Raw genomic sequence first — 25,431 nt, 5'->3', positions numbered from 1 at the left:
ACAGTCTTATGAAAAAAGAAGATTTATTATCCGCTGAATTTTTAAAACAATTCAAAACAGGTGAAGACCTAAATGGTTTTCTTGCAGAACTTCAAAAAAGAGGATTAGAAGCCATTCTTAATGGTGAATTAGATTCTCATTTAGGTTATGACAAACATGAAAAATCTAGTTCATCCAATTCTCGAAATGGTTTTTCCAATAAGAAAATAAAAACTTCATTTGGTGAGTCTCAGATTCAAATTCCCAGAGATAGGGAAGCTTCATTTAATCCTCTTATCGTTCCAAAACGTCATAGTATGATTGATGGTTTAGAGAATGTAATTGTTTCTCTTTATGCCAAAGGGATGAGCGTTAGTGATATTGAAGAACAGATTAAAGAAGTTTATAATTTTGATGTTTCTACATCTACTATTTCAAGAATCACTGAATCGGTTTCTAATGATATTATAGCCTGGCAAAATCGTCCTTTAGATGCTGTTTATTTAATAGTTTGGATGGATGGAATTGTCTTTAAAGTTCGAGAGAACTCAAAAGTGATTAACAAAACTATTTATCTGGCTGTTGGTCTGAACAGAGAAGGCAAGAAAGAAGTTTTAGGAATGTGGCTGGGTAAGAATGAAAGTGCCAGTTTTTGGTTAGGAGTTTTAACAGATTTAAAAGCCAGAGGTGTTGAAGATATATTAATTACAGCTACTGACAACTTAAATGGCTTTACTCAAACTATCAAAAATGTATTTCCAGAATCACAAACTCAAATCTGTGTAGTACATCAAATACGCAACTCAGCTCGTTATGTAGTCTGGAAAGATAAAAAAGAATTTTCCAAAGATATGAAGCAAATTTATGATGCTCCAACAAAAGATTCAGCTAAAGCTGCTCTTGAAGATTTTGCATCTAAGTGGAATCAGAAATATCCTTATGCCGTCAAATCTTGGCAGGAAAACTGGGAAGAACTCACTATCTTTTTTGACTTTCCGTTAGAAATTAGAAAAATCATTTACACAACAAATTTGATTGAAAATCTTAATGGAAAGATTAGAAAATACACTAAAAATAAATTGTCTTTCCCCACGGACGAAGCTGTTTTAAAATCGGTATATTTGGCTTTAAGAGAAGCTACTAAAAAATGGACAATGCCAATCCATAATTGGGGATTAATACTTAATCAGTTCTTAACTATATTTGAAAAAAGGGTTCAACTTTAATTAAAAAGCCAAACCCCGTTATTTTTAAACTTACACACTTTTTAGGACAGTGTCACCTATAAGTAGAAAGGCTTCCAATTACGGAAGCCTTTTTACTTTTATAGCGTTTTAGAAATTACGCTTCATCTTCAATTGCTTGAAGAACAGATTCAAATTCATAATCCGTTATATCTTCTTTATTTATCCAATTTTCTGACGTAACCAAGTTATAATTTACATCATCTTCTGTTGTCAATTCCCAGATAATACTTTCTGCTTCAGTGAATGGAATGTTTTGAGATATTTGATTTTCAAACAATCTTTTGATAAGATTTCTGTCTGACAAACCATTATTCAACAATTTCAGTACATTTTCTTCAGTCAATTTTTGTATTTCTCCATCCGTTGGCGTCATTGAAAAATGAACTACAGAAGCTTTTGCATTTGGAAATTTTCCATTGTATGCTTTAAAAAGCAATTGATTGACATTGAATAAAGTACCTTGCATGTGTATTTCCGGATATTCTTCACAAACCTTATCGATTAACATGTTGTTCGAAATTTGCTCAATCTGTCCTTCGCTTAATTGATCTCCTAATTTATATTCCAAAACTATTGCGGCAGCTTCATTAGGCTCATAATCCGAAATAGCCATTTCTAATAATTCCGGTAAACTGCTTTTCTCAGCTGTCGTACCATCGGGATAATTGAATTTTCCTAATAACTGAATTAAATCTTCATCAGACCAATATCCTTCCACTTCATTCACCGTATCGATATTCTTTATTATAACTTGATAATTCATCTTTTAATTTTTATAATTATGATTAACATTTTATGATGCTAACGTATTTTTTCAATTTACGCTTTTAAAACCGCCTACAAGAATAAATAACATAACTCTAACACAATTTAAGAAGGTTTTATGCCAAGAATCAATCTTATTTAGGTCGCTGAATTTTTATAAATTGCTATCTTTGAAATTCAAAAATATTGACTTCAACAAATAAAATAATTATATCATAATGAGTGTCTTACTTTCAAAATTTATAACCAAACATAATACTGCACCTTTTTCACAAATTAAAATCGAAGATTATTTTCCAGCTTTTCAGGAAGGAATTGCTTTGGCTAAAGCCGAAATTGATGCGATCGTAAACAATCCTGAAGCACCAACTTTTGAGAATACTATTCTTGCCATGGAATATTCAGGTGAGATTCTGGACCGTCTTTCTAGTATTTTCTTCAACTTGAATTCGGCAGAAACGAATGAAGAAATGCAGAAAATCGCTCAGGAAGTTTCTCCTTTATTAGCCGAATTTGGAAATGACATAACATTAAACGCTGAATTATTCGCCAAGATAAAAGCTGTTTACAATCAAAAAGAAAGTCTGAACCTCAATCCGGAACAAACTACGCTTTTAGACAAAAAATACAAAAGTTTCTCCAGAAACGGAGCTAATCTTGCCGAAGATAAAAAAGACCGCTTACGCGAAATCGACAAAGAATTATCTAAATTGAGTTTACAGTTTGGAGAGAATGTTTTAGCAGAAACCAATGCTTTTGAATTGCATTTAACCAACGAAAGTGATTTAGCCGGCTTACCGGAAGGCACAATTGAAGCAGCAAGATTATTGGCCAAAAGTCAGGAAAAAGAAGGCTGGATTTTCACATTGGATCACCCAAGCTACATTCCATTTTTAACTTATGCTGACAATCGCGAGCTTCGTAAAAAAATGGCGATTGCCTTTGGAGCAAGATCATTTCAGAATAATGAATTTGACAATCAGGAAAATGTATTGAGAATTGCCAAATTACGTTTTGAAAGAGCGAATTTATTAGGGTATAAAACACATGCACATTTTGTTCTGGAAGAGAGAATGGCGCAAAGCCCTGATAAAGTTTTTACTTTTTTGAACGATTTACTGGCAAAAGCTAAACCTGCAGCACAAAAAGAATTTTCAGAATTGACTTCTTTTGCAAAAGAATTAGACGGAATCGAACAATTGGAAAAATGGGACGGTGCTTATTATTCTGAAAAATTAAAACAACAGCTTTTCAATTTGGATGATGAAAAACTAAAACCGTATTTTCAATTGGAAAAAGTTTTAGAAGGTGCATTTACAGTTGCAAATAAACTTTTCGGATTAACATTTACCGAAGTTTTTGATATCGATAAATACCATGAAGAAGTTTCGACTTATGAAGTAAGAGATGCTGAAAATAATTTGATTTCGATTTTCTATGCTGATTTCTTTCCAAGAAAAGGAAAAAGAAACGGTGCATGGATGACTTCATTTAAATCACAATATGTAAAAGACGGTGTAAATGAAAGACCGCATATTTCGAACGTTTGCAATTTTACAAAACCAACCGAAACAAAGCCTTCGTTATTGACTTTTAATGAAGTAACCACTTTATTTCACGAATTTGGTCACGGATTACACGGAATGCTGGCCAACACAACGTACCCAAGTTTATCAGGAACTTCTGTTTATTGGGATTTCGTAGAGTTGCCAAGTCAGATTATGGAAAACTGGTGTTACGAACCGGAAGCTTTGGCTTTGTTTGCAAACCACTATGAAACCGGAGAAATTATTCCGATTGAGTATGTTCAGAAAATTAAGGAAAGTGCCAGTTTTCAGGAAGGTTTGGCAACTTTACGTCAGTTAAGTTTCGGATTATTAGATATGGCGTGGCATGGACAGGATCCGACCGGAATTACTGATTTAAAGGCATTCGAAATAGAACAATTTGCCAACACTCAATTGTATCCGGATGTAAAAGAAAATGCCATGAGTACAGCTTTTTCACATATTTTCCAGGGTGGATATTCTTCCGGATATTACAGCTACAAATGGGCTGAAGTTCTGGATGCTGATGCTTTTGAATATTTTCAGGAAAATGGAATCTTCAACACAGAAATAGCGAAAAAATTTAAAGACAATGTGCTTTCTAAAGGAGGAACAGAACATCCGATGACTTTGTACAAACGTTTCAGAGGTCAGGAACCAAAGCCTGAGGCTTTGTTGAAAAGAGCGGGACTGTTATAGACTTTCTTAGATTTTTAGAAATTAGATATTTTAGAAACCAAGGCTTTGCAGCTTCGGTTTTTTTATTTGATTTTATCTAAAAATAATTTTAGTTATCTTCGTCATTGAACCTAACATTACACTATACATTTTGAAAAAATATTTTAAAATAGCGCTCTATCTTGCCATTATTGGATTGATTGCAATTGTTTCTATAAACTATCACGTAAAATCATCTGCCAAAAAATATATTCATTATTCTTTAAGAAAATTTCCAAAAAATGATGTTGGAATTATTTTTGGAGCCGGAATCAATGGTGACCAGCCCAGCAAATATTTAAAAGACAGACTAGATGCCGGGATTCGTTTGTACAAAGCAAAAAGAATCAATAAAATTCTGCTCTCAGGAGACAACGGACGCAATGAATACGATGAATTGACAGTTATGAAAAATTATTGCCAGCGACATGGAGTTGACACCACAAAAATTTTTATTGATTACGCGGGTTTTGATACTTACTCTACGATGTACCGAGCAAAATATATCTTTAAAATTAAAAAGGCAACTTTAATCTCACAGGAGTATCATTTGAACCGCGCCATTTATATCGGAAGAAGTCTTGGAATAAAATCGGCAGGTTATTCGGCTAACAAAGGAGAATACCACGGTTATCAATATGTCAAATTCAGGGAATATATTTCGACATTCAAATCCTTTTTTGATGTTTTAAGAAATAGAGAGCCTCATTTTTTAGGAAATCCGATTCATATAAATGGTCAGTCCAATTATTCTAAAGAGGATAAAAGGTAAAAAAAACGAAGCAAAAATAAGGCTTCGTTTTTTTTATGTTCATTGTTTTATTCTTTCTCTAAAACTTTATTGGCAACTTCTCCAACTGTTAATCCTTGTACTACAATTGAAAATAAAACAACAATATAGGTGATTTCCAAAAGTAGGTTTTTATATTCTCCATCAGGCAGTGAAAGTACCAAAGCAATAGAAACTCCTCCACGTATTCCACCCCACACCAATACAGTTAAAGAGCCTTTATTGTAGGCAGATTTTATTCCGAAGAACTTGAAGATATCAAAGAATTTCCATGGTAAAACGATTGACGAAACTCTGGCAAACAGTACAATTAAAATAGTTACCAAACCAATTACTAATTGTTTGTCCAGATTTGGCAAAAGCAATAATTCAAATCCGATAAATAAGAATAAAATCGCATTTAATATTTCATCTATAAGTTCCCAAAATTTCTCCAGATAATCTTTTGTTACTTCGCTCATCGCTACTTTTTTACCATAATTTCCGATAATCAAACCGGCAACAACCATTGCCAGCGGACTTGAAACGTGTAAGCTTTTGGCAATCAAAAATCCCCCATTACTATAGATAAGGTTATTAAAACAGAAACGTTATAATCGTCAATTTTTTTGATAACTTTTGAAGCCGTAAAGCCTAAAACAGCTCCTAATAAAAGCCCACCAATTCCTTCTTTTGCGAAAAGCCAGGCAATTGAGCCAAAACTCATATCAAATGTTGGATCTGTAGCCATTTTTAAAACAACCGCAAACATAACCACTGCTACTCCATCATTAAACAACGATTCTCCCACAATTTTAGTTTCGATTCTTTTAGGAACTTTTGCTTGTTTCAAAACTCCCAACACTACAATTGGATCAGTCGGCGAAATTAAAGTTCCGAAAACAAGGCAAAATACATAAGGAATATTAATTCCTAATAGCGGTGCGATATAATACAGCAGCATCGAAATAATTAATGCCGACAATACGACACTTAATGTCGAATATATCATTATTGGCACTTTTTGTTCTTTGAGATCAGCCATATTTACGTGCAGTGCTCCTGCGAACAAAAGAAAATTCAACACAGCGCCCATTAGGATTTCGTTGAAATCAAATTGTTTTATTAACTCAAAAAAGTGTTTGGTTGTAACCGGAAAATAAGAATCTCCCAGAAGACGTATTCCGACAGAAACCAACATGGCAATAATCATTATTCCGATCGTTCCCGGAAGTTTTAAAAATCTTAGGTTTAAATAGGCGAAGAAAGAAGCCAGTACAATAAGTACCGAAAAGGTGTAGTATAATTCCATAAAAGTGATTTTTACAAAAATATCCTTCTCATTATTTAATCTAAAATTCGAGGGCTGAATTAACACAACTTTATAATTATTTAAAAAAAATAACTTTCTACAGCTATAAATTTTGATATCGTTTTAAAAAGAATATTTTTGTACGTAATTACTCTTTTTTTTAAACCACTTTATGAAATTAACTTTTAGCGAAACCCAAAATAATGTAATTAATAAAATTTGGGTATTCGGAATTATACTTTTCTCTTTAAGTATGCTCCAGTATTACATCGAAGTTTTTACCCCGGACACATTTATATTTAAACAAATTTGGCGTGTACTTTTTTGGTTTTCCAACTCATTAATTCTTTCCTGGTATTTTTATAAAAACAATAAAATTAAGACTGGAATCATTTTACAATTATTGAGTGCTCTTTATTTTTTCAAAAATAATATTTCATTTTTATTAGACTATAACTTCACACATTATCTTTACTTTTTAACCTGGTATAAAAGCGGTTACATTTACAAAACCATCAGTTTTTTATCATTTATTATTCCTTTTCTTTATTTTGTTAAGCACTACTTTACGCTAGAAAATTTTAATGTTTCCAAAAAAACAAAATGGTTTTTTCCAATACTGATATCTATACTTTTATTCAATGTTATTGATTTAGAAGTTACCGATGCATTTGGAAATTTTACCTTTTTAAACTTCAGTGAACCTTATTTACAGGATATATTCATAACCATTATGGAATTTATCAAAACCTTCAAAATTTTATTTGCACTTGTTGGCTTTTTCTACATTACCAATAGATCTGGAGGAATAAAAAGTATTCGAAAACCAATTGACGAAGAATTTATTGATACAAAATTCTTTAAATGGGGCTTTATAATCAGTTTTTTTCTCTTGATTCTAACGCTCTTAAATCTGGCCCAATCGATATTTACAATTTCTCTTTTTTCTTCAAGTTTTGATTTAGCTGAAGTAATCAAATTAGTGTCAAACTATTTTCTATTAGTGTATTCAGGAAGATTTTTAGGCAACTTGATTCAATTTCGCGGCTATTCCTTAAAAAAATATTTCGGAATTATAAATGCTTTTAGCCTTATTCCTATCTTGAATATTTTTAGTTTTATATTTTTACTGCTAACAAAAAAAACAGAAAACGTTACGCAATATTTTCTTAATTTAAAGAAAAACAAAAAACTTCATTTAGCTATTTATTGCTTTTTACTAAGTGCTTTTTTAATATATGAATATTTTACAAATGAAGTAAAAACCATCAACGATTTGATAAAAATTCCTGTATTTATACTAGCAATACTTTTGGTTGCGAATTATAAAATCATGACCAAAATTGTTCCTTTTGCAGTAGTTCTGTTTTTATATTTTGAAGACATAAAACGCTTTTTTGATTTTACAGAAGGCTATCTCATTTTTTTTAAAGACAAGATTTTATCCTTTCTATGGCTCTCCAGTTTTGGTGTTTTTATTCTGTATTATGTCCTGTATTATGTTTTACATAAATCCTTTTATGTTGTGTATTCAAACACCCAAAACGAAGAAAAGGTAACAGCAAATACTGATAAGTTTAATTAAACAATAAATGCGTATCATGAAAACTATCAAAATAATATATGTACTGGTATTCCTTTTATCATTATCAGGTTGCAAAAGGTATAATCTTGAAGAAAATCAAGCCAATAACGAATTAATTGAGCAAGGGACAAAAATTACCAAAGAAGATGCTCAAAAGATTTTTAATTTAAAAGTAAATCTGACTTCATTATCGGAACTGGGTAAATATAATATTGCTATTCCGGAAAATTACATTGCCGAAGTTACAGTCTATGAGCAGGGTAATATTGATTTGGAATTTGGAAAAATAGATTTTGAAACCCGAAAAGATGTTATCGCTATTGAATTAACTTCAGCTTTACTTCCAAATGAAAGGTTTTGCTCACAAAGCGTTTATATCATCAAAGATGAAAACCCTAATCTAATAAGCATTTCACAAATCAAAAACCAGCTTGTAAAAGAAAACAATATCTACTTTGAAGATTCAAACAGTATTATTTACGGTGAAAATTTTACCGTCATACATTACGATTACGATCCTGCCACAAAAAGCTATATTATTTTCAATGGAGCATCCGATCATTTTGAAAAATTTCCTGAAAAAGAAAATCTTGCCCTTCATATGCTTAAGAATGGTAAAAATTTATTAAAAAAGGATTTCAAAAATAAACCTTTCAATTCATGGGAAGAATATGTAATAAATAATCCCTATGCTGAAATCTATTTATTCAAATCTATTTTTAATAAAATAGACAAAGAGATGAAAGCTTTCCTGGATACAAACCAGTCAGTTTCGCCAAGATCAGAAGGAAACTATGATTATGTAACGTTTTACAGATCAAATAATGCAATGGATTTAGTTTATCTTAATTTTCTAAATGCAGTAAAAACAAATACCATAGAGACTTACGAACTGCCTGAAAATATCGGTAACGATTTTGAAAAAAATTTTATTGACTATAGATACTCGCGATCCAATAATTACAACTATTCTCAAATAGAGAATCTTACCGATTTAAAAATTACGGATCCAGAATATAATGATCGTGTTTTTGAAAAATTGATTTGTAATGTACAATATAACGGAAATAGTTTTTACTTAATTACAAATCAAGTTTCAGATCTTACGAGAGACTTTTACATTAAAATGTTCAATTATTATTCAAAAAACAAAACGTTGGATATTCTTTCCCCAAAAAAATAAATATGAAAATCATACTAAAAATTATTCCATTAATAACATTAATAACATTCTCCAGTTGTCATTCTATCGGAGAAGAATTAATTGAAGTACCTATATCAAAAGATGAAATTACTTCTTCTGGAGAAATCAGTTTAAAAAAAGGAGAAACCATTTCATTTTGGACCAAAATAATTAGCACTACGCCATATCCAGACTACACCATTAAATATCTAATTGAAGAAAATAAAAAAGCAATTGAATTTGATAGTATCAGCAGATTTTCTGGAACAAATCACATAATAAACGCTACAGCAAGTTCTGAAGATATAACTGAAAAGACATCGAAAGAAAAAGACACCATAATACATAGTGAAAAATTTGAATTTGAATTTGAAAATAAAAAATTTACTGCTCCCAAGGACGGTAAATACACCTTTGATTTTAAACTCACAAAGTATGAATCTGATTCGGAATCTTTTTTCGGCAGCGGTATGTCTATCATTTTAAGAAAATAAGAAATTCCGTTTCATCATTTTATACCTATTTCAGAAACAAACTTTCAATTATTTTTGAAAGTTTAAAAACTTTTACTTACATTTGTTTCATGGAATTCAAAGAAGCAAAAAATAAGTTTGTACAAACCTGGGAGCATTAGGTTCTCAATGGGGAATTAATAAAACCATGGCACAGATTCATGCTTTATTAATGGTCTCCAACGAAGCTGTTTCTATGGAAGATATTATGGAAGAATTGCAGATTTCCAGAGGAAATGCCAGTATGAACCTTCGTGCTTTAATGGATTGGGGAATTGTGTATAAAGAATATAAAGCAGGAGAACGAAAAGAGTTCTTTACAGCCGAAAAAGATTTAGACGAATTAGCTGTGAAAATTTCGAGAGAGAGAAGCAAAAGAGAAATCAAACCTGCTCTTAAAATTTTAAAAGAAGTTTCGACAATCGAAGCCAAAGATTCAGCAGAAGAAAAACACTTTGTAGATCAAACCACAAAATTGTATGATTTTGTTCTAAAAGCAGATAATATGCTGGACAAAATGACTGAATTTAATGATAACTGGTTAGGGAAATTGGTTATGAAAATCATGAAATAATTCTACAACTTAAAAAAATTTAATCAAAACTTTCATTTTTTTCTGAAAGTTTAAAACAAACTATAATTATGAAAACCATCAAGCGTATTAACACAATAGCCATTTTAATTCCATTTGTAATTGCAATAACATATCCGTTTTTTAAATATGCCCTACTAATAGCATTATTATCAACAATGGTTACCGGGTTTCTTCAGTTTTGTATAGGAGTAAAAATGCTTGCTGATAATCCAAAAAATAAAAACCTTAAAATGTACATATACGGAGTTGCTTTCTTTTTTGGACTTTGGCTAATGAATCATATCATAGATTATAATCACTTTTTAACTTATATTTTAGTCCCAATTCCGTTAATCCTCGCCATTTACCTCTCTTTATTAATTTATAAAATATAATAATCATGAACTTCTTAAAAGCAGAATGGAAAAACTTAGCCTTATTCAATTACGAGGTTAATCGTGAAGTTTTAGAAAAATATGTTCCAGCCGGAACTGAAATTGATCTTTGGAATAACAAATGTTATGTCAGCTTAGTTGGCTTTATGTTTAAAAATACCAAAGTTTTAGGGTTGAAAGTTCCGTTTCATGTCAATTTTGAAGAAGTTAATTTGAGATTCTATGTAAAACGTTTTGAGAATCGCGAATGGAAACGAGGCGTTGTTTTTATTAAAGAAATTGTTCCGAAAAAAGCGATCACTTTTATTGCCAATACATTGTATCAGGAACATTATGAGACTCAAGAAATGCGACATGAAGTTGTAGAAAATGTGGGGACAAAAACTTTTATATATCAATGGAAAAACGATAAAAACTGGAATACAATTCATTTAAAAACTACAAAAGATTTTAAAGAAATTGAGGTTGATTCTGAAGCTGAGTTTATTACAGAACATTATTTCGGCTATACAAAAATCAATCAAAAAACCACTTTTGAATACGAAGTAATACATCCCAGATGGGAACAGCTTGAGGTTTTAAAGCATCATGTTGATATTGATTTTGAAAACACATACGGAACCGATTTTGGATTTCTTCAGACTCAAAAACCAACCTCTGTATTTCTGGCAAAAGGTTCAAAAATCACAGTAAAGAATAAACGAAAACTGGAATTTTTAAATGTATTAGAACACGAAATGTTAATCTGAAATCATTATGAACCTCAACATCATCGCCTACTTCATTTATCTCAGCATTACAATATTTATTATCCTGAGAGTTGGAAAAATCTGCTACAAAAACGGAAACATCTATGTCGCAGAACTAATTCCGAATCATGCTGACATCTGTCAAAAAATCAATCAGGTTTTACTATTAGGCTACTATCTTTTAAATATTGGTTATTGTGCGATGACATTGATTTCATGGCAAAAAATAATATCGGTAACGCAATTAACCGAAATCATCTGTTTCAAAACGGCTGTCATTATTTTTATTATATCAGTATTACATTATTTAAATATTATAATTATAACAAAGTACATTCATAAACTCATTAAATAACAACTAAAATCAAATATCATGGAAACTACAAAAATTTTAATCGGTTACAGTATTTATTTACCAATTGCATTATTCCTTACTTATTATGTTTCTAAAACGCTTTTCAAAAATGGCAAAATCTTTATGCTGGATATTTTTAAAGGCCGCGAAGATATAGCCGATGCAACGAACAAACTTTTTGAAACCGGTTTTTATCTTTTAAATATTGGTTTTGCCCTTATGATTCTTCAAATGAATATCAGCGAAAACAGCTATCAGGAACTGATTGAAAGATTAAGCTACAAAATAGGAGGATTTTCTATTTATTTGGGTATTATGTTATTCTTTAATTTGTATTTCTTTTTTAGAGGAAAAAGAAAAGCGAAAGAAGCTCAGGAAGAAGAAAGACTGGTTTATAAAGCTTAAGCATTTATCTCATGAAAACGCTCGAAAACCAAACCTTGCTTTATGACGAAGATTGCCCGCTTTGCAATTTGTACACAACCGGGTTTGTAAAAAGCGGAATGTTAGATCAAAACGGAAGAAAATCTTATTGTCTATTATCTGAAGAGGAGCAAAATTTTGTAGACTTAAAACGTGCTCCAAACGAAATTGCTTTGATTGACAACAAGGCACAAACTGTAGTTTACGGAATTGATAGTTTAATTAAAGTTGTTGGTTTTTCTTTTCCTGTAATTGAAAAAATTGCAACTAGAAAACCTATTCATTTCATTCTTAAAAAACTGTATTCTTTTGTTTCTTATAACCGAAAAGTAATTATTCCGGGAAACATAAAAGAAGAAAACAAACTGCAATGCATTCCTGATTTCAATTATAAATACAGATTTCTGTTTATCGGATTTGCTGTAACAGTAACAACTTTTATATTATTTGGATATTCTAATTTGATTTTGAATTTTCCGAAAAGTACTATTACAAGAGAACTCATTTTAGCCCTTGGACAAATTGTTTTCCAAAGTTTGTTTCTTTTAAAGTTTGATAGTAAAACGATTCTCAATTATGCAGGAAATTTAATGACGGTTTCTTTATTGGGATCTTTAATTTTAAGTCCGGTTTTAATTTTGAGTCCATTTATTCAACTTTCGCAAGTGATAATTTTAGGTTGGTTTGGAGTAACGGTAATCATTATGTTTTTGGAACATTTTAGAAGAATTAAAATTTTAAAACTTCCATTTTATCTATCTTACACCTGGGTTCTCTATAGAATTATTGCCCTGTTTTTAATTTTAAATTTCTAATGATGAAAAAACTCATTATCGCAGCCGGAACGGGTTTTTTAGGACAGGTTTTGGTAAATCATTTTAAAAATCAATTTGATGAAATCGTAATTCTGACAAGAGGAAACTCAAAAACAATCGACGGAATTAAATATGTAAACTGGAATGCCAGAACTTTCTCCGGCTGGGAAAAAGAACTGGAAAACGCTGCTGTCTTAATCAATATGGCGGGTAAATCTGTCGATTGCCGTTATACTCAAAAAAATAAAAAAGAAATTTTGCTCTCCAGAATTGAAAGTACCAAAATCCTGAACAAAGCAGTTTTAAATTGTCAAAACCCACCGAAGCACTGGCTGAATTCTTCAACCGCAACCATTTATCGTTTCTCTTTAGACAAACAAATGGATGAAACTGATGGCGAAATTGGAAACGATTTTTCTATCAATGTGGCGCTTTCATGGGAAAAAGCATTCTTTAAAACAGAAACACCGAATACTTTAAAAACCGCTTTGCGAACTTCAATCGTGTTAGGGAAAAAAGGAGGTGCATTTATTCCGTTGAAAACTTTGGCAAAAATTGGTTTTGGAGGGAAACAAGGAAAAGGTAATCAGTTTGTCAGCTGGATTCACGAAGAGGATTTTGCGAATGCGGTTGATTTTATCATTCAAAAAGAAATTATAGGCGTTATTAATGTCGTTTCTTCGGAACCCATTCGAAATGTAGACTTCATGCAGAAACTTCGAAAAACGGTTGGTTTTCCTTTCGGAATTCCGATGAGTAATTTTTTATTGGAAATCGGCTCTTTTTTTATTCGAACAGAAACCGAATTGGTTTTAAAAAGTCGAAATGTGATTCCGAAACGACTTTTAGAAAATGGGTTTCAATTTAAGTTTAGAGCTATTGATGAAGCTTTTAAAAATTTATTGCACAAATGAAAACACAAAAAATAGATTGGAGTTATTTATTTAAACATTGGATTTTTAATCTGTTAATAGGCCCAGTTGTCTCACAAATAATCGCATTTATTCCTGTTTTAGGATTTAATCTATCGTTTGGTTTATTAGAATTTTATCCCGTAGTACTTATCGCCAGCCTTATCTTTTCAATACCAACATATATAGTATATGCTTTTGTTTATTATTATTTTTCCACTAAAGATTTACCGATTTTGTTTTCGAAAGCCATTTTAATTTTAATAACCGCAATTGGGGTTTTTATAACTACAGCCTTCATAGGCGGTACTTTATCGCATTTCATAGCCATTTCTTATTTGATTTCATCAATTATTACTGGGTCAATTTTTAACTTAAATTTCAAACATGAGGAACAATCATGACCACAATAATGATACTATTTTACAAAAAAACTAAACAAAACTAAACCAATGAAATATTTAAAAATAATTATAATCCCCGTTTTATTTGCCTTATTGCTAAGAATCATATTTGGTGCTTCTATTTTTGATGATTTTTTATCAGTGATGACTTGGACATTTTTCTTACTGGTTCCTGTTGCGATTGGAGCGCTTACAGTTTATTACTCAAGCATCGAAAAAGTAAAATCTGTAAACTATAGATTTTTTGCGCCATGGCTGCCGATTATATTGGTCATTTTCTTAACCATATTAATTGGTTTGGAAGGTTGGGCATGTTGGATAATGATTTCACCTTTATTCTTGATTTTTAGTTCTATTGGAGGATTAATTGCGGGACATTTTAAAGTAAAAAAATCCAAAAAGCAGGAAAATTTAAATCTATCAATTCTTGTTTTACTTCCTTTTATAATTGGTCCAATTGAGAACAACATTCCAAGAAACCCTGAAGTTTTTAAAACCTATACTTCCATAATTATTAATGCTAATGATGCAACAATATGGAATAATGTAACTTCTGTTAAGGAGATTAAAAAAGAAGAAGACTCTTCGAAGTTGACGAAGTGGCTTGGTTTCCCAAAACCAATCAAAGCCGAATTAGACAAACAAGAGGTTGGAGGTTATCGAAAAGCAATTTTTGAAAAAGGTCTTGTTTTTAATGAGACAGTGACAGAATACAAAGATTTAAAGCTTATGAAATTCCGAATAAAAGCAAATACTTTTGAAATTCCTTCAACAACATTAGATGAACACATTTTAATTGGTGGAGAATATTTTGATATGTTGGACGGTACTTATGAATTAGAAAAAATAGCAAATAACCAATACAAATTGATTTTGTACAGCAATTTTTCAATGAAAACCACATTCAATTCATATGCCGGAATTTGGGGAAAATGGGTCATGAAAGATATCCAAAACAATATTTTAAAAGTAATTAAAGAAAGAAGTGAAAATCAAAAATGACAACCATTCATCTCATCACAAAAATAAATGCTCCGTTAAAAATCGCTTTTGACGTATCACGAAATATCGATATTCACCAAAAATCTGCAGCTCCTTCAAAAGAAAAAGCAATTGCTGGTGTGACTTCGGGTTTAATCAATTTAAATGAAACAGTAACCTGGCGTGGCAAACATTTCGGATTTTACCTGACTCACAAAAGCCGGATTACCGCAATGAATTTTTATGACTATTTTGTGGATGAAATGGAGGAAGGAAAATTCAAAACCTTCAAACATGAGCATTTTTTTGAAGAAAAAAACGGAGTTACCATAATGACAGATAAACTGCAATATGAAACTCCGTTTGGCATTATCGGAAAATTATTCGATACCCTGCTTTTAAAAAACCATCTAATTTATTTTCTTCTGGAAAGAAATAAAACGCTCAAAAAAATAGCAGAAAATAAAGAGATTTAATTTTAAAAGTCACAACTTTAATTCCCCAAAACGAATTAACTTTCCCCCAAAAAAGAGTAATCTGCTAGTGTTATTATTGTTTGGTACGAACAAACTCTTGATACTGTTTATTTTCGTTTTCTATTTTCTCGAAGCACTTTGTTTTTAAATAATTAGCATTCAGAACAGGATCACGCAAAAAACATACAGCCTTTAAGCATTTTTAAAATTAAATCTTTAACAAAAGAGCTTGTTATTATACGAGCCTCTTAAGTATAAATTATAATTGAATTACTTAATTTTTATACTAACTCAACCTGATTTGCAGCTTTAACCGGAACGTTTTCTATATTATGTTCATAATATGAGAACCCTCCAGTACCGTTCCATTCGTTGTCGATTGCTAAATTAGCCTCAAAGTCGGCAAGGAAAGAACCAAATGCCGGTGGAGGAACTGAGTGCACATACTGCCCTTTTAAACCAACAACTTGTGTCACTTTTCCTATTCCGGTTGAAAATATTTTTCCTGTTACCGGAACTACGATATAACTATCAGGACCTTGTATAGCCTGAGTAATTACTACTGTACCTGACACAGAATGTTGAGATGGTACAACAACTAAAACAAATGATGCAACTGGAGCACCCGGCATCCCAACATTCCCGATTGTGCCTTTTGCTAAATAAGCACCTGCTAATAAATCTGACATAACTTTGAATTTATATGTTTTCTTACTCATAAGGCTTTTCAGAACCGCCTCGTTTTTTTTTAGTGGTATCTGCTCCACTACTTGACTTGTATAGATATTAATTGTTTTATCATATTGAAAAGAAAACGAAAGACTGTTATCATGACTACCTTAACTTTCCACATCAAAACTATATCAGACAAATAGATTTAAATATAAAAATGTTATGAATGGGAGATTTTTAGGCATGAATGCGATAAATATTGATATACAGGCAATTATCCTATTTAATTCATTTTTAACATAAGCATCAATAATGATAAAACACTCTTAAATAAACTCTTAACAAGAAGAGATGAAGTAAACAAAAAATCCTGACTAAAAACACTGAATGTTTTGACAGAATTAAAAATTAGTTTTTAAAAAATTTTAATCCCAAATGATCATAAAATATTAATTTCTAAAGGAAACCAAAAACGGCCGTATAAATCCTGTTGATTACCATCTGAGTTTAAATAATATAATGAGAAGTATATTATAATTTTGCGTTTTCCAGAATGAGAAACTATCGATTCAAACCATATTACATTTTGCTCTGTATTAATTACAGGCAATCCATTTTCACTATTTTCATTATTTGAAACCGTTTTCTTTGTTAAACAAACTGACTCAAAATTAATATCCTTTTTTTTAATTAATATTTGATTTAGAATAATGGCATCTGATGAGTCTCCATCAATAGAAATTCCCGAAATTATGATTTTGTCATTTTTTTTAGAATCAACACTAATCGTATGCAACGAATTTACAGCCTTAGGATTCTTTTTTTGACAAATTGCAAACCAGTTAGCCTGTTCTATTTTAATTGGTTCTTCCAGATCAATATCCTGATTAAAATATTTACTTTTAATTGCGGCTGTATCAATAACAATCAAAATTCTGCAAACCGTTTTTTTCTGAAGAGTTGATAAAGAATTGTCCATTTTAATTGTTTTTATGATTAAAAAAACACGAACAAAAAAAATCAGTTCGTGTTTTCTAAAAGTTTATTAGGGCTTAATAAGAATTAAGCTGGAACTACAACTTGTGGATCCCAATAGTAGTAACCATATAATTCTTGAGTCTGTCCATCAGAAGCAAGAGTATAAACAGCGATGTATACATAAAAATTCTCTGTTCCGCCTCTGGCTATTTTAGAGTCATAACTAGTAAAATTTTGAACTGTTAAAACTGGAGGAATACCATTTGGCTGATCAGGATTAGGCTGTACAGCTCTGTTTCTTGTAACGATGTTTGTTGTAAATGTATTAAATACTTTATCTCCTACCCAGTATTTGATTCCGTAAAGGATTACAGAATCATCAGAGTTTTGCTGAATTGATGATCCTCTAAAAGAAACATAATCTCCTACGTTTGCTCTAAAACTTAAATCTGCTGTACCCTGACCAGAAACAATTCCTCTTGGGCTATAACCTATCATATATTGGCTGTTATGATCTATTCCAGGAGCATTATTAGGATCAGTGTTTCTAGGAAAATGACTTTTAATATATTCTGTGTCTATTACAACAAGAATATCGATCTGTGCAGCTGAGGCTGCTGAAGAAGCTTGACTCATGATTTGATTTATTTATTTCCCTACTCATAAGGCTTTTTGGGTTACGCCTTCGTTTTTTACTGTACGAAACAGTTCGTTTTTTTAGTGGGTTCTGCTCCACCTGTTGGTTTGATTTTTTTTTAAGTTGAATCTCAAAAAACAGTGCTAAAAAAAAACAGTAATTAACTGAAAATCAATAAAAAAAGATTAGAATAAATTATTGCTAGCATTTATTTCATACCCAAAACTATATCAGATATATAATTTTAAATGAATAAATGTCATAAAACGTAAGTTCTTAGTTACGAAAGAGGCAAAACATATGTACGATTATTTCTATAATTTTAAAATTAAAACAGACTTTATAGTAAGATATAACGATCCATATCTCGTCCAGAGAAATTTTAAATATTAAAAAAACACCTATTTTGAGTAGAATAAAATAGTAATGAAGGGAAAGAGTTATAATAAAACAATCATCAGCCACCAAAGTATCGGCACGCTTTCGACCCAGAAAGAAGTATAATATTTAGAGCGGTTGGGATTTGCAAATGCAATAAAAAGCATTAAGATAATGACCATTATAAGATTAATAATGGCATCATGATAATTAAATGTAGAGATAAAAACCTCTAGCCACCAAAACGGAACCAGCAATAAAAACCCTAAATATTTTGTTCGCTTTACGCCTATGGTTTGCGGTACAGTCTGTAAATGCGGATCATCATTGGCTAAATCAATAATTTCGAAAACCAAAATCAATACAAAAACCAATACAAATCGTTGCAGGCATTTAATAAAAAAATCCAATGTTGACGGAAGTTCCGCATTTATTAAAGGTAAAACCAGCGTAGCCCCTACCCAACAAAGGGCTACAATATAAATTTTTACTCCTGCCCAGTTTCTGGCATTTCTACGATTTGGAAAAAAAGGTAAGGTATAAAGTGCTGTTATGGCAAATATTCCAACAGAAACAATTTGAGTGACACGTTTAAGATGAAAAAAATAATAACCAACTAAAATCACCGAAATAAAACTCAAAACAGCAATAATTTTAAGCTGGGTTCCAATTGGATTTTTCTTAACCCGAACCAACGCATCATATTTTACGAAATTATATCCTACAATTGTTCCAAAAAACACAAACAATGCCATCGATTCATCGTACTGTATATGAAATACATGAAACGTAATCCGTACAAGAGCATAACAGGACAAAGCCACGTGAATACTGCTGTTTAAGTAAAAATCAAATATGTGTTTCAGTAATTTCATCTCTCAAATCTAATCAATTGTTAACAAACCCACCTATTGGTTGAAAAATTCATAAAAATTGAAGTTAAAAATACCCATTAAATTATTAATAATACTTAATTTTGCGCCACAAAAAAACAACACATTTACTATAAAATGTAATAAACCTTGTATAGCATACCATTAAACAGGAAAATATACTTTGTAAATTACATTCTCTTAAAAATACAGAAAGTTACAAATGAGAACAGATGCTTTTGCTTTAAGACACATTGGGACAGGAGAAAATGACCTTGAACACATGTTCAAAACAATTGGTGTTAACAACATGGACCAATTACTTTATGAAACATTTCCTGATGGAATTCGTTTAAAAAATGATTTAATCCTTGATCCGGCAATGACCGAATATGAGTATGCTACCCATATCATGGAATTAGGCAAAAAAAATAAAGTTTTCAAATCATATATTGGTTTAGGATACCACCCCACGATTGTACCAGCTCCAATTCAAAGAAACATCTTCGAAAACCCGGGATGGTATACAGCTTACACACCTTACCAGGCTGAAATTGCTCAGGGACGCCTTGAAGCGATATTAAATTTCCAGACGACAGTTATCGAATTGACAGGCATGGAAATTGCAAATGCTTCTTTACTAGACGAAGGAACGGCAGCTGCTGAAGCTATGGCGTTATTATTTGATGTTCGTACCCGTGATCAAAAGAAAAACAACGTAAACAAATTCTTCGTTTCTGAAGAAATCTTACCTCAGACATTATCAGTATTACAAACCCGTTCGACTCCAATTGGAATTGAATTGGTTGTTGGAAACCATGAAACATTTGATTTCTCTAATGAATTCTTCGGAGCTATTTTACAATACCCTGGAAAATACGGACAAATAAACGATTATTCCGCTTTTATCACTAAAGCAAAAGAAAACGAAATTAAAGTAGCTGTTGCTGCTGACATCTTATCTTTAGCTACCTTAACTTCTCCGGGAGAAATGGGAGCTGCTGTTGTGGTTGGAACTACGCAACGTTTTGGTGTTCCAATGGGATATGGCGGACCTCACGCTGCATTTTTTGCAACTAAAGATGAATACAAAAGATCTATGCCAGGACGTATCATTGGAGTTTCTATTGATGTGAACGGAAACCGTGCGTTACGTATGGCTTTGGGAACCCGTGAACAGCACATCAAACGTGAAAAAGCGACTTCAAATATTTGTACAGCACAGGTTTTATTGGCCGTTATGGCCGGAATGTACGCCGTTTACCACGGACCAAAAGGTTTAAAATACATCGCAAATAAAGTTCACGCATCGGCGGTTACTACTGCTGAAGCTTTAAATAAATTAGGAGTTTACCAAACTAACACAGCTTACTTTGATACAATTTTAGTTAAAGCAGATGCTCAAAAAGTAAAAGCTGTTGCAGAAACAAACGAAGTAAATTTCTTCTATATTGATGCCGATACGATTTCTATTTCATTAAACGAAACAACTTCAGTAGCAGACATCAATCAAATTGTTGCCATTTTTGCTAAAGCATTAGGAAAAGAAACTTTAACGATTTCTGAGTTAACTGAGACGAGTCAATTACCTGCTTCATTAGAAAGAACATCTTCTTTTTTAACGCATGATGTATTCAACAATTATCATTCAGAAAGTCAGTTGATGCGTTACATCAAAAAATTAGAGCGTAAAGATTTATCATTGAATCACTCGATGATTTCGTTAGGTTCTTGTACCATGAAATTAAACGCTGCATCAGAAATGCTGCCTTTATCAATGCCAAACTGGAACAGCATTCACCCATTCGCTCCAATTGAACAGGCAGAAGGTTACATCACCATGCTTAAAAAATTAGAAGAGCAATTAAACGTAATCACAGGATTTGCAGGCACTACTCTACAACCTAACTCTGGAGCTCAGGGAGAATATGCTGGTTTAATGGCTATTCGTGCTTATCATATTTCACGTGGCGAAGGTCACCGTAATGTTTGTTTAATTCCATCATCGGCACACGGAACCAACCCGGCTTCTGCAGCTATGGCCGGAATGAAAATTATAGTTACCAAAACGACTCCGGAAGGAAACATCGACGTTGAAGATTTGAAAGAAAAAGCGATTGAACACAAAGACGATTTGTCTTGTTTAATGGTAACCTATCCTTCTACTCATGGAGTTTACGAGTCTACTATCATCGATATTACAAAATTAATCCACGAAAACGGCGGATTAGTTTATATGGACGGTGCTAATATGAACGCGCAAGTTGGATTAACAAATCCTGCCACTATTGGTGCTGACGTTTGTCACTTAAACTTACACAAAACTTTTGCTATTCCTCACGGTGGCGGCGGACCAGGTGTTGGACCAATTTGTGTGAACGAAAAACTGGTACCGTTTTTACCAACAAACCCAATCCTTAATGTAGGCGGTGAACAAGCGATTACAGCCATTTCATCTGCACCTTACGGATCAGCTTTGGTATGTTTGATTTCTTACGGCTACATCACCATGATGGGAGCTGAAGGATTAAAAAGTGCTACCGAACATGCTATTTTGAATGCCAATTATATGAAATCCCGTTTCGAAGGACATTATCCAATTCTTTACACAGGAGAATGTGGAAGAGCGGCTCACGAAATGATTTTAGATTGCCGTTCATTCAAAGAAAACGGAATCGAAGTGGGTGATATCGCAAAACGTTTAATGGATTACGGTTTCCACGCACCAACAGTTTCTTTCCCTGTTGCAGGAACACTTATGATTGAACCAACTGAATCAGAAGACTTAGCCGAATTAGACCGCTTCTGTGATGCTCTTATTGCAATCAGAAAAGAAATTGAAACCGCTGCAGCAGAGAATAAAAACAACGTCTTGAAAAATGCACCGCATACTTTAGCAATGCTTACAGCCGATACCTGGGATTTTCCATACACCAGAGAAAAAGCAGCTTACCCGTTAGATTACATTGCGGACAATAAATTCTGGCCATCAGTTCGTCGTGTAGATGACGCTTATGGTGACAGAAACTTAGTTTGTTCTTGTGCTCCTATTGAAGCATATATAGAGAATTAATTTTTTTAGTTTATTTATAACACCAAAGAGGCTGTCCGAAAAGTCGAAGCTAGCCTCTGAGAGTTGCATAAATGAAATTCGTCTCCAATAGGAGGCCAAATATTTTAGTATAAAAAAGAGGCTGTCCATACTTTTCGGACAGCCTCTTTTATTAGTCATATATCAGTAAAAACTCTTTTAGAAGACATTTTTTACTAAATTATCATTGAAATAAAGAAATATAACAATTCATTTTACTTTTCGGACAGCCTCTTTTTTTTATTATTTCTCTGTTAAAAAAAATTATTTTTGCAGGAAATAGTAACCGTTTTTTTTTACTTTAGCACAAAATATATTTTAATTTATAAAAGCCAATATGAGAAAAATTCTACATCCATTATGTACTATCATTCTATTAACATTCATTAGTTGTTCCAACGATAATGGAGAAAACGGTGAAAGCGGATCTCAAAAAACTGTTTTAAACATTTCAGATGCAAAAAGTCTTGCTGTTATTGAAAGCTCTACTACAAATAAATCACTCGCAAACGAAACAAATTTATTTAAAGTTTTAAATGATGGTACTTTTGTTCCTTTAAATCTCACCAATGAAGACGGTTCAGATGCTACTGCCCCAATTGTATCAAGTGTGCAAAATTTAAACTCTGATTATATTTTACTTTCAGGTGTATTTAACATATCAGATAAAAAGTATACGAATATTTTAGTACGAAAAAGCGATGGTGCTATTTATGATGCTTCGTCAATTAACTTTTCTTTTGGCAGTAGAAAATTAGGTGAAATTTTACCTAAAAATGATTCTGAAGGAAATATATATTATTACAAAGCATCTAATTCAATCGGGAAATTATCATTAAACAACCCAGATGATATTAATGTATTAGATTATCTGCCAAGTGGACAATCTGCTATGGCTTTTGAAGTTGATTCAAAAGGAAACTGTATGTATCAATATGACATGAGCAATGGCAATGATAAATATGGTATTCGTATAAGAAAAGCTAATGGTGGTATCTATGAAGTTAAGGTAGAGGGAAAAGATAATCGTGAATTTTGGTTAGGAAGCAATGGCAACTTTTATTTCATTACTTATACTTTTAATGATGGATACCACCCACAAATAAACAAGATAAATATAGATGGTGATAACATAAGTACCACTATGGTATGGGCTATTAAAGGCAATACGCCTTATGCAGATATAGGCAACATGTTTAGAACATCTAGTCAGGGTTCTTATATGATAAAAAAAGAAAAATCAGTTATATTTATAGACACTTACTACAGCTGGGGAGTAATGAATTGGGAATTCTTTGAAGACGATAATTCTATCAAGCCTATTAATTTGCCAGCTATTGATCAAGGTGCAAAAATTGTAACTTCTAAAGAAAATTACTATATCGCAACAAAAACAGAATTATATAAAGTCAATTTAAACACACATGAATATACTAAATTGCTCAACTCTGGAGAATATGAAGTTTACACTTTAAATGCTGACAATAATGATAAAGTACAATTTAGTGCTTTAAGACTAAAAGATGGTAAAAAAATATTTGCAGAAATCAGTAAAGAAGGCGAATTTAAAACTGTAAATGAAGAGATTAATAAAAGAGCTGTTAGCCTCGAAAGAATTGACAAATAGCACAAAATAAAGTATTGCAACCTCCCCAATTCGAAAATTCAGATTGGGGTATTTTTTTAAATTGAAATCAAAATAATTACTATAGAACACCTATTTCAATCGTTTGAAATCTCTGTAAAATTAAAAAATCATTAAAAAATAATCATTATATCACTTAAAAAATTACTATTTCATAATTATATGCATGCATAGTAATTTTTATCCTTTAAATAATATATTTATTTATAAATTAGCTTAAAATTTTGGAAAAAGAAACTAATGAAAATAAAGATTATAGGTATCGGAAGCTATATTCCGCAAAAAGAAGTTAAGAATACCGATTTTGATAAACATGTTTTTTTTAATGAAGATGGAACACCTTTTGGATACCCAAACGAAGTCGTAATTAAAAAATTCAAAGGAATAACGGGTATTGAAAACCGCCGTTATGCCGAAGACAAACACACTACATCTGACTTGGCATTTTACGCAGCTGAAAAAGCAATCGAAAACGCCAACATCGATAAAGAATCTTTAGATTATATCATTTTTGCGCACAACTTCGGTGACGTAAAAACCGGCACCAATCAGTCTGATATGATCCCTAGTTTAGCTACGCGTGTCAAAAACAAATTAAATATTAAAAATCCTAAGTGTGTTGCTTATGATATTCTTTTTGGCTGTCCGGGATGGATTGAGGGTGTATTGCAGGCCAATGCTTTTATAAAATCCGGAATGGCAAAAAGAGTTTTGGTCATAGGGGCAGAAACCCTTTCGAGAGTAGTTGACGAACACGACCGCGATTCGATGATTTACTCAGATGGTGCCGGAGCATCAATTTTAGAAGCTTCGACAGATGAAGCCGGTTTATTATCTTACGAAAGTGCCACTTTTGCAAATGATGAAGCCAACTTCCTTTTCTTCGGAAAATCATACAATCCGGATCTAGATCCCGATATCAAATACATCAAAATGTATGGCCGTAAAATTTACGAATTTGCATTAAGCAATGTTCCAAATGCCATGAAAGACTGTCTGGATAAAAGCGGAATTGCTATCGATGAGGTAAAAAAAATCCTTATTCATCAGGCAAACGAAAAAATGGATGAAGCCATAATTGATCGCTTTTATAAATTATACGACAAAACAGCCCCTAAAGATATTATGCCTATGAGTATACACGATTTAGGAAACAGCAGTGTTGCAACTGTACCCACACTATATGACCTGTTAATTCAGGGAAAACTGGAAAATCACCAAATCAACAAAGGCGATGTGGTCATTTTCGCTTCGGTTGGAGCAGGAATGAACATTAATGCATTTGTATACCGATATTAAATTTTAGCAGCTATTCCGGCTATCCATTACAAGTCCACACTTAAAAAATGTGTTTTTATTGCTTTAAAAAAGCTTCTTCCAGTCGCTTCTTTAAACCTGCAAAAACTACACTTTTTAAGTCGTGGGCTTTTCATTTCTATCCGGGCTAAAAAACACCAAA

Annotated in this window: 23 protein-coding genes and 2 pseudogenes; 19 read left to right on the top strand and 6 right to left on the bottom strand. The window is 32.0% G+C overall.

The window, feature by feature from the left end:
• Positions 1-8: 8 nt before the first annotated feature.
• Complete coding sequence (locus BXU10_RS00765; RefSeq protein WP_078225708.1) at positions 9-1,205, top strand: IS256 family transposase; 1,197 nt, start codon at positions 9-11, stop codon at positions 1,203-1,205.
• A 115-nt stretch (positions 1,206-1,320) separates the two neighbouring features.
• Here the strand turns inward: BXU10_RS00765 and BXU10_RS00760 are convergent, their stop codons facing one another.
• Positions 1,321-1,989: a hypothetical protein gene (locus tag BXU10_RS00760; protein ID WP_078225707.1), complete on the bottom strand. Its 669-nt coding sequence runs from the start codon at positions 1,987-1,989 to the stop codon at positions 1,321-1,323.
• A gap of 220 nt (positions 1,990-2,209) precedes the next feature.
• Between BXU10_RS00760 and BXU10_RS00755 the strand changes: the two genes are divergently transcribed.
• Together BXU10_RS00755 and BXU10_RS00750 are read left to right on the top strand one after the other, a co-directional pair.
• Positions 2,210-4,237, top strand: a complete 2,028-nt coding sequence (locus tag BXU10_RS00755; RefSeq protein WP_078225706.1) for a M3 family metallopeptidase — start codon at positions 2,210-2,212, stop codon at positions 4,235-4,237.
• 130 nt (positions 4,238-4,367) lie between these two features.
• Entirely contained in the window at positions 4,368-5,027 is a 660-nt protein-coding gene (locus BXU10_RS00750; protein ID WP_078225705.1) for a vancomycin high temperature exclusion protein, read from the top strand.
• Between the two features lie 47 nt (positions 5,028-5,074).
• On the opposite strand, the pseudogene BXU10_RS00745 reads toward BXU10_RS00750, so the two are convergent.
• Positions 5,075-6,336, bottom strand: a pseudogene (locus tag BXU10_RS00745) (cation:proton antiporter).
• Positions 6,337-6,508: 172 nt separating this feature from the next.
• On the opposite strand from BXU10_RS00745, the gene BXU10_RS00740 reads away from it, so the two are divergent.
• The 13 genes and pseudogenes from BXU10_RS00740 (at position 6,509) to BXU10_RS00680 (ending at position 15,699) form a co-directional block, all read left to right on the top strand.
• The gene (locus tag BXU10_RS00740; protein ID WP_078225704.1) at positions 6,509-7,921 is read left to right on the top strand and encodes a hypothetical protein; all 1,413 of its coding nucleotides are present in this window, start codon (positions 6,509-6,511) and stop codon (positions 7,919-7,921) included.
• Between the two features lie 16 nt (positions 7,922-7,937).
• Positions 7,938-9,104 (top strand): hypothetical protein, encoded by a 1,167-nt coding sequence (locus tag BXU10_RS00735; protein WP_078225703.1) that lies wholly within the window; start codon positions 7,938-7,940, stop codon positions 9,102-9,104.
• A 2-nt stretch (positions 9,105-9,106) separates the two neighbouring features.
• Positions 9,107-9,598: a hypothetical protein gene (locus BXU10_RS00730; protein WP_078225702.1), complete on the top strand. Its 492-nt coding sequence runs from the start codon at positions 9,107-9,109 to the stop codon at positions 9,596-9,598.
• A gap of 89 nt (positions 9,599-9,687) precedes the next feature.
• Positions 9,688-10,190: pseudogene (locus tag BXU10_RS00725) on the top strand (GbsR/MarR family transcriptional regulator).
• A 68-nt stretch (positions 10,191-10,258) separates the two neighbouring features.
• The gene (locus BXU10_RS00720) at positions 10,259-10,585 is read left to right on the top strand and encodes a hypothetical protein (protein WP_078225701.1); all 327 of its coding nucleotides are present in this window, start codon (positions 10,259-10,261) and stop codon (positions 10,583-10,585) included.
• A 5-nt stretch (positions 10,586-10,590) separates the two neighbouring features.
• Positions 10,591-11,334, top strand: coding sequence for a YqjF family protein (locus BXU10_RS00715; protein ID WP_078225700.1), 744 nt, complete (start codon positions 10,591-10,593; stop codon positions 11,332-11,334).
• A 7-nt stretch (positions 11,335-11,341) separates the two neighbouring features.
• Entirely contained in the window at positions 11,342-11,689 is a 348-nt protein-coding gene (locus tag BXU10_RS00710) for a hypothetical protein (protein ID WP_078225699.1), read from the top strand.
• Between the two features lie 18 nt (positions 11,690-11,707).
• Positions 11,708-12,094, top strand: coding sequence for a hypothetical protein (locus BXU10_RS00705; RefSeq protein ID WP_078225698.1), 387 nt, complete (start codon positions 11,708-11,710; stop codon positions 12,092-12,094).
• Positions 12,095-12,105: 11 nt separating this feature from the next.
• On the top strand, positions 12,106-12,927 hold the full coding sequence (locus BXU10_RS00700) for a hypothetical protein (protein ID WP_078225697.1): 822 nt from the start codon (positions 12,106-12,108) through the stop codon (positions 12,925-12,927).
• Positions 12,928-12,929: 2 nt separating this feature from the next.
• Entirely contained in the window at positions 12,930-13,841 is a 912-nt protein-coding gene (locus BXU10_RS00695; RefSeq protein WP_078227872.1) for a TIGR01777 family oxidoreductase, read from the top strand.
• Entirely contained in the window at positions 13,838-14,242 is a 405-nt protein-coding gene (locus BXU10_RS00690) for a hypothetical protein (RefSeq protein ID WP_078225696.1), read from the top strand. Before BXU10_RS00695 ends, BXU10_RS00690 begins: the two co-directional genes overlap by 4 nt.
• Before the next feature lie 48 nt (positions 14,243-14,290).
• Positions 14,291-15,244, top strand: a complete 954-nt coding sequence (locus BXU10_RS00685) for a hypothetical protein (RefSeq protein ID WP_078225695.1) — start codon at positions 14,291-14,293, stop codon at positions 15,242-15,244.
• Complete coding sequence (locus BXU10_RS00680) at positions 15,241-15,699, top strand: SRPBCC family protein (protein ID WP_078225694.1); 459 nt, start codon at positions 15,241-15,243, stop codon at positions 15,697-15,699. The genes BXU10_RS00685 and BXU10_RS00680 overlap by 4 nt, the downstream gene beginning before the upstream one ends.
• 281 nt (positions 15,700-15,980) lie before the next feature.
• Here BXU10_RS00680 and BXU10_RS00675 read toward each other — a convergent pair whose 3' ends face one another.
• The 4 genes from BXU10_RS00675 to BXU10_RS00660 all read right to left on the bottom strand — a co-directional run bounded on the left by BXU10_RS00675 (position 15,981) and on the right by BXU10_RS00660 (position 19,239).
• Positions 15,981-16,388 (bottom strand): DUF1842 domain-containing protein, encoded by a 408-nt coding sequence (locus BXU10_RS00675; RefSeq protein ID WP_078227871.1) that lies wholly within the window; start codon positions 16,386-16,388, stop codon positions 15,981-15,983.
• A gap of 422 nt (positions 16,389-16,810) precedes the next feature.
• A complete protein-coding gene (locus BXU10_RS00670) occupies positions 16,811-17,350 on the bottom strand; it encodes an AidA/PixA family protein (protein WP_078225693.1) in 540 nt (179 codons plus the stop codon).
• 83 nt (positions 17,351-17,433) lie between these two features.
• Positions 17,434-17,985, bottom strand: coding sequence for an inclusion body family protein (locus tag BXU10_RS00665; protein WP_078225692.1), 552 nt, complete (start codon positions 17,983-17,985; stop codon positions 17,434-17,436).
• A 441-nt stretch (positions 17,986-18,426) separates the two neighbouring features.
• The gene (locus BXU10_RS00660; RefSeq protein WP_078225691.1) at positions 18,427-19,239 is read right to left on the bottom strand and encodes a hypothetical protein; all 813 of its coding nucleotides are present in this window, start codon (positions 19,237-19,239) and stop codon (positions 18,427-18,429) included.
• Between the two features lie 220 nt (positions 19,240-19,459).
• Between BXU10_RS00660 and gcvP the strand changes: the two genes are divergently transcribed.
• From gcvP to BXU10_RS00645, 3 genes are all read left to right on the top strand, one after another.
• Positions 19,460-22,309: an aminomethyl-transferring glycine dehydrogenase gene (gene gcvP / locus BXU10_RS00655; RefSeq protein ID WP_078225690.1), complete on the top strand. Its 2,850-nt coding sequence runs from the start codon at positions 19,460-19,462 to the stop codon at positions 22,307-22,309.
• A gap of 355 nt (positions 22,310-22,664) precedes the next feature.
• Positions 22,665-23,954, top strand: a complete 1,290-nt coding sequence (locus BXU10_RS00650) for a hypothetical protein (protein ID WP_078225689.1) — start codon at positions 22,665-22,667, stop codon at positions 23,952-23,954.
• A 258-nt stretch (positions 23,955-24,212) separates the two neighbouring features.
• The gene (locus BXU10_RS00645; protein ID WP_078225688.1) at positions 24,213-25,271 is read left to right on the top strand and encodes a 3-oxoacyl-ACP synthase III family protein; all 1,059 of its coding nucleotides are present in this window, start codon (positions 24,213-24,215) and stop codon (positions 25,269-25,271) included.
• The last annotated feature ends 160 nt before the right edge of the window (positions 25,272-25,431 follow it).

Source organism: Flavobacterium sp. LM4, from assembly GCF_002017935.1.
GTDB classification, from domain to species: Bacteria; Bacteroidota; Bacteroidia; order Flavobacteriales; family Flavobacteriaceae; genus Flavobacterium; species Flavobacterium chungangense.
Note: the sequence above shows the minus strand (reverse complement) of the source record. Positions and strands in the feature narration are given on the sequence as shown.

Bases quoted from the DNA above. Each gene is read 5' to 3' on its own strand.
- BXU10_RS00765 (WP_078225708.1), top strand. From the start codon at position 9: ATGAAAAAAGAAGATTTATTATCCGCTGAATTTTTAAAACAATTCAAA.
- BXU10_RS00735 (WP_078225703.1), top strand. From the start codon at position 7,938: ATGAAAACTATCAAAATAATATATGTACTGGTATTCCTTTTATCATTA.
- BXU10_RS00740 (WP_078225704.1), top strand. From the start codon at position 6,509: ATGAAATTAACTTTTAGCGAAACCCAAAATAATGTAATTAATAAAATT.
- BXU10_RS00670 (WP_078225693.1), bottom strand. From the start codon at position 17,350: ATGGACAATTCTTTATCAACTCTTCAGAAAAAAACGGTTTGCAGAATT.
- BXU10_RS00650 (WP_078225689.1), top strand. From the start codon at position 22,665: ATGAGAAAAATTCTACATCCATTATGTACTATCATTCTATTAACATTC.
- BXU10_RS00730 (WP_078225702.1), top strand. From the start codon at position 9,107: ATGAAAATCATACTAAAAATTATTCCATTAATAACATTAATAACATTC.
- BXU10_RS00660 (WP_078225691.1), bottom strand. From the start codon at position 19,239: ATGAAATTACTGAAACACATATTTGATTTTTACTTAAACAGCAGTATT.
- BXU10_RS00665 (WP_078225692.1), bottom strand. From the start codon at position 17,985: ATGAGTCAAGCTTCTTCAGCAGCCTCAGCTGCACAGATCGATATTCTT.
- BXU10_RS00760 (WP_078225707.1), bottom strand. From the start codon at position 1,989: ATGAATTATCAAGTTATAATAAAGAATATCGATACGGTGAATGAAGTG.
- BXU10_RS00675 (WP_078227871.1), bottom strand. From the start codon at position 16,388: ATGTCAGATTTATTAGCAGGTGCTTATTTAGCAAAAGGCACAATCGGG.
- BXU10_RS00755 (WP_078225706.1), top strand. From the start codon at position 2,210: ATGAGTGTCTTACTTTCAAAATTTATAACCAAACATAATACTGCACCT.
- gcvP (WP_078225690.1), top strand. From the start codon at position 19,460: ATGAGAACAGATGCTTTTGCTTTAAGACACATTGGGACAGGAGAAAAT.
- BXU10_RS00720 (WP_078225701.1), top strand. From the start codon at position 10,259: ATGAAAACCATCAAGCGTATTAACACAATAGCCATTTTAATTCCATTT.
- BXU10_RS00685 (WP_078225695.1), top strand. From the start codon at position 14,291: ATGAAATATTTAAAAATAATTATAATCCCCGTTTTATTTGCCTTATTG.
- BXU10_RS00700 (WP_078225697.1), top strand. From the start codon at position 12,106: ATGAAAACGCTCGAAAACCAAACCTTGCTTTATGACGAAGATTGCCCG.
- BXU10_RS00710 (WP_078225699.1), top strand. From the start codon at position 11,342: ATGAACCTCAACATCATCGCCTACTTCATTTATCTCAGCATTACAATA.
- BXU10_RS00695 (WP_078227872.1), top strand. From the start codon at position 12,930: ATGAAAAAACTCATTATCGCAGCCGGAACGGGTTTTTTAGGACAGGTT.
- BXU10_RS00680 (WP_078225694.1), top strand. From the start codon at position 15,241: ATGACAACCATTCATCTCATCACAAAAATAAATGCTCCGTTAAAAATC.
- BXU10_RS00645 (WP_078225688.1), top strand. From the start codon at position 24,213: ATGAAAATAAAGATTATAGGTATCGGAAGCTATATTCCGCAAAAAGAA.
- BXU10_RS00705 (WP_078225698.1), top strand. From the start codon at position 11,708: ATGGAAACTACAAAAATTTTAATCGGTTACAGTATTTATTTACCAATT.
- BXU10_RS00690 (WP_078225696.1), top strand. From the start codon at position 13,838: ATGAAAACACAAAAAATAGATTGGAGTTATTTATTTAAACATTGGATT.
- BXU10_RS00715 (WP_078225700.1), top strand. From the start codon at position 10,591: ATGAACTTCTTAAAAGCAGAATGGAAAAACTTAGCCTTATTCAATTAC.